This is a genomic window from Actinomycetota bacterium (genome assembly GCA_012837825.1).
Classification (GTDB): Bacteria; Actinomycetota; Humimicrobiia; order Humimicrobiales; family Humimicrobiaceae; genus Humimicrobium.
Genome location: DUQM01000043.1, coordinates 25,980 through 34,125 on the forward strand (window position 1 = coordinate 25,980; position 8,146 = coordinate 34,125).

General features: G+C 37.1%; 7 protein-coding genes and 1 other RNA gene. 6 read left to right on the forward strand and 2 right to left on the reverse strand.

The genetic code is table 11. The features are described from left to right. Positions 1 to 52: 52 nt before the first annotated feature. From rnpB to GXZ93_03325, 3 genes are all read left to right on the forward strand, one after another. Positions 53 to 467, forward strand: an RNA gene (rnpB, locus tag GXZ93_03315) — RNase P RNA component class A. Between the two features lie 392 nt (positions 468 to 859). Then, positions 860 to 1,519 carry a DNA alkylation repair protein gene (locus GXZ93_03320; protein HHT78811.1) on the forward strand — a complete coding sequence of 220 codons (660 nt, stop codon included), beginning with the start codon at positions 860 to 862 and terminating at the stop codon, positions 1,517 to 1,519. 53 nt (positions 1,520 to 1,572) lie between these two features. Further along, positions 1,573 to 2,562 carry a dihydropteroate synthase gene (locus GXZ93_03325; protein ID HHT78812.1) on the forward strand — a complete coding sequence of 330 codons (990 nt, stop codon included), beginning with the start codon at positions 1,573 to 1,575 and terminating at the stop codon, positions 2,560 to 2,562. A gap of 360 nt (positions 2,563 to 2,922) precedes the next feature. Here GXZ93_03325 and GXZ93_03330 read toward each other — a convergent pair whose 3' ends face one another. Both GXZ93_03330 and GXZ93_03335 read right to left on the reverse strand, forming a co-directional pair. Next, positions 2,923 to 3,141 (reverse strand): hypothetical protein, encoded by a 219-nt coding sequence (locus GXZ93_03330; protein HHT78813.1) that lies wholly within the window; start codon positions 3,139 to 3,141, stop codon positions 2,923 to 2,925. Positions 3,142 to 3,408: 267 nt separating this feature from the next. Beyond that, positions 3,409 to 4,488, reverse strand: a complete 1,080-nt coding sequence (locus GXZ93_03335; protein HHT78814.1) for a Gfo/Idh/MocA family oxidoreductase — start codon at positions 4,486 to 4,488, stop codon at positions 3,409 to 3,411. Between the two features lie 273 nt (positions 4,489 to 4,761). On the opposite strand from GXZ93_03335, the gene GXZ93_03340 reads away from it, so the two are divergent. The 3 genes from GXZ93_03340 to GXZ93_03350 all read left to right on the forward strand — a co-directional run bounded on the left by GXZ93_03340 (position 4,762) and on the right by GXZ93_03350 (position 8,050). Then, the gene (locus GXZ93_03340; GenBank protein HHT78815.1) at positions 4,762 to 4,950 is read left to right on the forward strand and encodes a hypothetical protein; all 189 of its coding nucleotides are present in this window, start codon (positions 4,762 to 4,764) and stop codon (positions 4,948 to 4,950) included. A 251-nt stretch (positions 4,951 to 5,201) separates the two neighbouring features. Beyond that, the gene (locus GXZ93_03345; GenBank protein HHT78816.1) at positions 5,202 to 7,541 is read left to right on the forward strand and encodes a hypothetical protein; all 2,340 of its coding nucleotides are present in this window, start codon (positions 5,202 to 5,204) and stop codon (positions 7,539 to 7,541) included. A gap of 134 nt (positions 7,542 to 7,675) precedes the next feature. Then, positions 7,676 to 8,050, forward strand: a complete 375-nt coding sequence (locus GXZ93_03350) for a copper resistance protein NlpE (GenBank protein HHT78817.1) — start codon at positions 7,676 to 7,678, stop codon at positions 8,048 to 8,050. Positions 8,051 to 8,146 lie beyond the last annotated feature (96 nt).

Here is an 8,146-nt window from a genome sequence, read left to right on the forward strand (position 1 = left end):
TTAACTGGTCTTGATTTTTAATAAATTACATTTATTATTTTAACTATAACGCAGGGTCAGCCGGATAATCGCGGAAACTTTGTTTCTGAGGAAAGTCCGAGCTCCAAAGGGCAGGACGCCGGGTAACGCCCGGGCAGGCAGACGAAAGTCATGTCTGACAGATAGTGCAACAGAAAATACACCGCCGTATATTTACTGTTCGTATGCTTTTTTAAGCATTTACGAACCTTGATTTGGTAAAATAACGGTAAGGGTGAAATGGCGGGGTAAGAGCCCACCAGCGGTCAGGCAACTGGCTGGCTTTGAAAACCTCATCCGGAGCAAGACCAAATAGGGAAGATACGGGGCTGCCCGCCTCTCTTCCGGGTTGGTCGCTTGAGGCATATAGCAATATATGTCCCAGATAGATGATTATCGGCAACCCGAAAGGGTTGTTACAGAACTCGGCTTACAGGCTGGCCCTGCTGTTATTTTGTAAAATAATCATTTGCAATGGCCAGCTATGGCCTGCTTAAAGACACACTAAAACCCTTCAATTATTAAAAGTTTTAGTTAAAAATAAGAATTACATCATCTTTTCATGCATAGATATTAATTAGTTTTTAAAGAGGTTTACTCCTGTTCTTAATTTAGAAGAAAAAGGACTAAGATATGCTTAAGAAATATATGTTGATAGAAGTGTTTTCCGGTTCTTACAATAAAGAGAATGTTGAGCATGAATTACTAAATGATCAAAAGAGTCATATCACCGGAAGTATCCGGAACCAGATTTGATTATTTATGATTATACTGAGCACTTGTTAGACGGGGAAAAGCCGGAAGATGATATTATTGTACTGAAATGATAAGAGAAAGTAAGATGAACAAATATATCAAACTTAGGGAACAATTTGAAAAAAACCGCAATAGTGAATATGCAAAAAAGATGTCTGCATACTTGAGAAATTTGTTTTTGTTCTACGGTCTGCCAACATCAAAACGAAGGGCTCTTTATAAAGAATTTCTAAAAGAAGAGAAAAGAAAAAGATTAATTGATTGGGATTTGCTTGATCAGTGCTATGAAGATGAACATAGGGAGTTCCAGTATCTTGTTGTGGATTATCTTAGGACAATGCAGAAGTTTTTAACATTTGATGATGTCCCACATATAAAGAAATATATAAAGGCAAAACAGTGGTGGGATACGATTGATGGCTTTACCGGAATCATTGGAAATATCGCTTTTGTTGATGAAAGAATAAATGACTTAATGATTGAATGGTCGATTGATGAAGATTTTTGGGTGCGAAGAATTGCTATTGATCATCAACTTCATAGAAAGGATAAGACGAATACCCGGTTGCTTGAAAAAATAATAGTGAATAATTTTGGGAGTTCTGAGTTCTTTATCAATAAGGCTATTGGTTGGAGCTTGCGAGACTACTCAAAAACAAATCCTGACTGGGTAAGAAAATTTATAGAAACCTACAAAGATAGAATGGATAAACTTAGTATCAGAGAAGCAAGTAAATATTTATAGTTTTTTAAGTAAGAGTTGCCAACCATTATAAAAAAACTATATAAGGAGTTATAATGCACAAAATATTTAAGTATAACGATAAGACCATTGTCAGTGCTGATGGAACAATCCTTTGCGGCATTGTCAATGTTACACCGGATTCTTTTTCTGATGGGGGACGATGGTATTCAACAAAAAAAGCTGTCGCTCGTGCCTTGGAGTTGGTGGAACAGGGGGCGAGAATGTTGGATATTGGTGGTGAATCCACCAGACCAGGCAGCACGTCGGTGGAAGTCAGAGAGGAGATCGACCGAATCTTACCGGTAATACGTGAATTAAAAAAATGCACCGATGTACCTATATCGCTCGATACTTGGAAGGCACCTGTGGCGAAAGAGGCCATTGAAGTCGGAGCAGATATTATCAATGATATTACAGGCTTCTTAGGGGATCCCAATATGGCGAAGGTTGTTGGCGAATCCAGAGCCGGAGCCATCTTGATGTTTAATCCCGTTATTGCAAGACCCAATCATCCGGGATCAAAAATCTTTCCTTTCTTCGGGGGTAAAGGAGTCTTTAGTCAAGATGAAATCGAAAAAATGGCCAGTTTACCCATACAGGAATCTATGTGCTTCTACATGAGACGTTGCATCAAGATCGCTCATGAGGCTGGAGTAGATGATGAAAGAATCATGTTGGATCCGGGTATCGGTTTCGGTTTAACAAAGAGGGAGAATCTTTTATTAATCAGAGATCTCCATGTTTTAAGAGATATGGGTTACTGTATCTTTGTAGGGGTTTCCAGAAAGAGATTTATAGTCAATATACTGGAGAATGCCGGTTTTAATATGGATTTGGAAACTGAGAATGGCTATGAAAATCGCGACATAGGCTCTGCCGCTCTTACGGCTATCGCCACCATGTTGGGAGCAGATGTAATTAGAGTCCATACCGTTCCATATCATAGGATATCTTCAGAAATTGGAAATGCTATACGTTTCCCTGGAGCAATAGAAGACGTTCATTTGAAACAATACAGCACTAAAAATAAAAAACAAGGATAATCGCGGCGGACTCTCTTCATGGCAAGACTTTATCTATCGTTTCTTCAATGAATCCTGATATAGTTGAAGATGACTTCATCAAATTTCTCAGTTTGTGGAGGAGATTTATTTTATGAAAAAGATTATTGCCTTTATAGCCATCTGGTTAATGATTTTACCTATGATGGCTTGCAATTCAAAAAATACATTTATGGGCTGAAGTTATATGCTATACTGGTTATGCAACAATTAAAGCCGAAATAATATTGTTAAGAAAGTTGGAGTCTGTCTATGACTTTACTTGCAGCCGGGATCGTCTTCGTTGTATTGCTGGTTCCGGCAATACTTTTTTTCATAGAGTACAGTAAAACAAAAAGGACGTTATTTTTGGCATTTGGAATCGTCTTTATTGTGCTGATCACTGCTGTAGCTGCATACAGTCTGGCTACCATCCTGTTTCTCAATGCGATAGAATAACGCTATGAGAAAGCTGTCCTGGATGCATTCCAGACTGACCTTAATGAATGTATCAACGATAATGAAACCAAGCTGCTTTCCGGTCTGCTCGTTTAGATGATTTAGCGCGTGTTTTCCGGACAAGCTTTTCAGTGCAACCGGTCGGATGTTGCATATCGCATACGCTTGTGACGGCGCAGGCAAATTAATGTCCCATAAATGTAGGGTAAATATCAGAAGAAGTTCTGAGACTATTCTTCCGGAAAGAAAAGCCTGACTATCTATAATTTCAGCCGCCTTAAAAAATAGTGTGTTATGTGGTTACAGCAGAAAGCGAGATTGATTGCCTAAGCTTGCATCAGTTTGCTATAAACGTGGAGCTGCGATCGTCTCGGCTGTACTCGTTACTCGTTAGCTACAGATACTATAATCAATTTTAACCGGCTTATTGAGGTCAGCTGACTTCTTTGCAGCATTACAGATAAGGATATTTTTCAATCCATCAATACCGCTGCATACAGGTTCCTTGTCTTCAACTATTGCCTTGAAAAACTCTTCAAACTCCTTTACAAACGCATCATGGTATCTATCCATATAGAAAAGAGAGTAGCTCTTATTTTTACTGGACCATGCTGCATCAGTCAATTTATCTATCCGGCCTCCATTGTTACTGTAAAAAAGTATTTGTGTTGGAACCATATTATCTATAAAGATACATCCCTTTGAACCAAATATTTCGACTCTCTGGTCAAAACCATATGAGGCCTGCATGCTGCCATCAACTGCTCCGACCGAATCATTGCCAAATTTCAAACTCACTAGTATTGTGTCATAATCCTCAATTTCAGCAAATTTTTGCTCTATCAGTACTTTTCCAATGGCAAACAATTCCACTACTTCTGAACCGGTCAGGAATCTTAAAATATCAAAGTCATGGCTTGTCACTTCATTAAAATGTCCTGCAAACAGGCCTTTTTGCAGATACCTGGCTGCAAGGACTTCGGGTAGTCTTGAGACAGCCTTAACAACATGTATATCTCCTACAGCATTGTTTAATATCATTTCCCTTGCTTTAATGTAGTTAATATCAAATCTCCTGTGAAATCCGACCTGTAATTTTAAATTCTGCTTTTTAGCAATATCTATGGCTGTCTTTACTTTTTCCGGATGTACCCCTATCTGTTTTTCGCAAAAAATATTTTTACCTGCATTTGCGGCGCTTATCAGAATATCTGTATGCTGTGTTATCTGAGTGGCAATAACGACTGCGTTTATCTGGTCATCACTTAATATATCTTTATAATCGGAAGTAAAAGTTATTCCATCGGAAAAACCTTCCTTTACAGCCCAGTTTTTCACGTTTTCAATGTCAGTGTCACAAATACTTTTTATTCTGACGCTCCTGAAATTTTGTATTATATTTCTAACATGAAATTTTCCAATAGTCCCGCAGCCGATAATACCCAAGACGATATTTTTATTTTTAATCATTTTTCCTCCCTTATATTATAAAGAAAAATCAATCCTAACATATTTTCTCCGGATTCAGGATATTTTACAACTCTCATTTCGTCTACATTGGTATTTATACTTCCTTCTATAGTTGCTGAAATCTCACCGGGATCGGGATGATAGAGGATCAGGATGATAGAAAAATCTTCCGTATCATCTTAGTTTTTTGTAAAGCACACTAAAGATATTGAAATACGGGATATTGGAAATTATTTAAGAAACTCTCTTAGTGAATCAATTTTAAATTTTGAGATGTTTAAGAGCCATGCATCATTTAATGAAAATAAACCTGTAAAAAATTTACCATATAATGAAAGTGAGTTAGAAAATAGTCCGGAGCTTGAAGATTTTAATCCCAAAATAGGGATTTTAGATAAAGTTATGAAGAGCAGGATAATCAAGAAAAATAAAATTGCTGAAGAAGAATTTAAACAGAAGTGAAATTATAAAGACTTATTAATGATTGAAAATTATAAGAGAATTAAAATCCTGTCTCCAAGGGATTTTTGGTGTTTTGAGATATTTTTTGTAAAAGATAATTAAAATGTTTAAGTATTAAATACTTACTTATTGTATCTAACATTCATCAGTTCATTATTCCATTTAAATGATATAATTATTTCTCGTAATATAACTTTTTTAAATATAAAAAATTCAGTGATTATGCTGAGTATTGAAATGGGAGGAGTCTCATGGCTGAAGAAAGAATAGATTTTCTTGATAATAATAAAAGTGATTCTGAGCTTCAGGAAATCATAGACAAAAACGAATGGAGCCTTTCTTTATATGAGGTAAAAGAAGCGCAGAGAAGAGCAAAGAAAATCTTAAATATTACAGAATTAGGAATCCTGGACTCCCTTTGGTCGGAACACTGCTCCTACAAACACACAAAGAAAACTCTCGGGATGCTTATAAAAGACAATAGCTATATATTAAAAACAAAGAACAGCGAAGCCGGAGCGGTAATGATACCCGGGACAGATTATGTCGCTGTCTTTAAGATTGAATCACATAATCATCCTACTCAGGAAAATCCTTATGATGGCGCTGCAACAGGCATAGGCGGAGTAATCAGGGACATATTTGCAATGGGAGCCAGAATTGTAGGATGCGGCGTATCTTTAAGAACGGGTCCCCTTAGCGGCAAGCACTCAAGATATATACTGGAAGAAGGAACAAAAGGTGCAGCAAATTATTGCAATGTCATGGGAGTTCCCCTGGTTGACCTTGACACTTATTTTAATGAATATTTCAAGGAAAACTGTCTTGCCAATGTTTCTGCCATAGGAGTTGTAAAAACAGAATACCTTATACCAAATATGGCGTCAAAAGATTCTGGCGGCTATAACCTTATATATTTTGGTAAAGAGACCAAAGGCGCAGCTGCCGGAGGGGCATCAAGTTCGTCAAAAACAAGAGAGGAAGGAAAGCAGCTATATAAAGCAGAGTTCGGATCAAAACCCGAGCTTGAAAGAGATACCCTGGCTGCCCTGGAGCAGGCGAAGAAAAATTTAAAAAAAGAAGGATTGTTTAAAAAAATATCGATGAAAGATATGGGGGCAGCAGGACTGACATGTTCCACATCGGAGCAGGTTCCTGAAGGCTATGGTGTTATCATCTATACAGACAAGGTGCCTTCACCGGAAGGTGTCAGTGCATATGAGCTGGCAGTAGGTGAGGATCAGGAAAGAAATATGATAATTGCGCCCAGAGGAAAAGCTACCGATATAATACTGGAAACATTCAGAAGCAATGAAGATTTTGTAAAAAGCGGAGGAGTGATAGCTGTTGTCGGCGAAGTTATAAGTGAAGACAGGTTTGTCATGAAAGATAGTGTAAGCGGAGAAGTTTTCTGCGATATTCCAAACAGCCTTATAAGCAATTCACCCCAGTATGAACCTGATACAAAAGCTATGGCCATAGAGGAAGAAAAGGACTTCAGCGTTAATGAGCCTGAAGATCTTGAAGAAACAATCCTGGGCATATTAAGCTCAGATAATGTTTATTATAAAAAAGAATCTTATGATGCTTATATGGATAAAGATTACATGGTGATAAAAGCAAGAGAGTCAGACACAGCCGTAATTGCCCCGCTTATGTATGAAGATGTAGATGAAAAGCAGAAAAAAATAGGAATAGCTCTGGTTTTCGGTGGGAAATCCATACAGGGCAGAAACGGCACTTCTTTCGAACAGTCCTATCTGGCAACTTTGCAGGCAAGACTTAAACTGGCATTGGCAGGACTTTGTCCGATAGCTGCAACTGATGGCTGCAATTATGCAAATCCTGACAGACCTGAAGATTTCCATAGTTTTGTTGAAGGCATAAAGGGATTAAATAAAGCTTGCAAAATTCCTATCTTTGGGAAAAGAGAGCCTATGGCGATTGTGTCAGGAAATGTATCCTTAAATAATACTTTTATTGCAGAAGACAAAGAAGTAAAAGCGATAGATCCTTCAATGATACCCGGTGTTTTTGGATACATAAATGATTATGGCAAAACAGTAACGAATGCTTTTAAAAACAGTGGCAGAGCCATTTATCTTATAGGGGAGATAAAACACGAATTTAAAGGTTCCGAGTATGCAGCCATAAATGGCAGGCTTGGTAAAAATCTTCCCTGTCTTTCCGAAGACAGTGCAGCCGGCTTTGAACATGCATCAATTGAGGCAGCTGAAAATGACATGGTAGAATCTTCAAAATTAATAGGAAACGGAGGGCTTGCCGCTGCAATAACAGATATGATATTTAAAAGCAAAGATAAGATAGGGGCAGAGATAATAGCGGAAAATATTGCATATGACAAGAGACTTGATTATGCGCTGTTGAGTGAATCCCTGGCTGCAGTTGCAGTGGTTAAAGAAGGCAAAGAAAAAAGCTTTGAAGAAGTTTACAAAAAATATAATATAAAAGTAACAAAAATAGGCAGAACAACAAATGACGGAAACCTTATCGTTACTGAAAACAACAGGCCGGCAATTAATATAGAAAATGAAAGACTTGCAAAAGCTTACAGAAGGGGAAAAAAATAATAAACGGGATTTTTCGGTAATTTATTTGGAAAAAGTACAAAAAATTTCCCATTAAATAAGCTTTTTGTGCAATAATTTAAAATTAGGATTTTCAAGTTATTTAATATATTAAAATATAAAACAAAGAAGGTAGCATGATGAAAAAAACATTGATTATCTTGTCAGTTACAGCAATTATTCTGGCAGCTTTATTAAGTATTGGTTGCTCAAAGTCCAAATTAAGCGGAACATTTGAAGGCACACTTCCATGTGCTGACTGTCCCGGTATTCAAACCCTTATAACTATTAATTCAGACGGTACTTTTCATATGGAAGAAACTTACCTTGAGAGCGATGTTGAAACCATGATTTCAGATGGAAAATGGGTTCTTGACAAAGATGTAATTACATTTACTGTCGATGATTACAATTTTGAATATAAGGTTATTTCAGATAAGGAAATAAAATGGGCGCCTGACGGAGAAGAAATTACAGGAACAGACCTTAACTGGTCTCTTTTCAAGAAATAAGATCTCTAAAAATTCTTTTATTTAGCATATACTGTATTTATTGCTATAATAAATCCTGATATCACGAGCATTAAGGCAGAACTGTTAGTTAATATG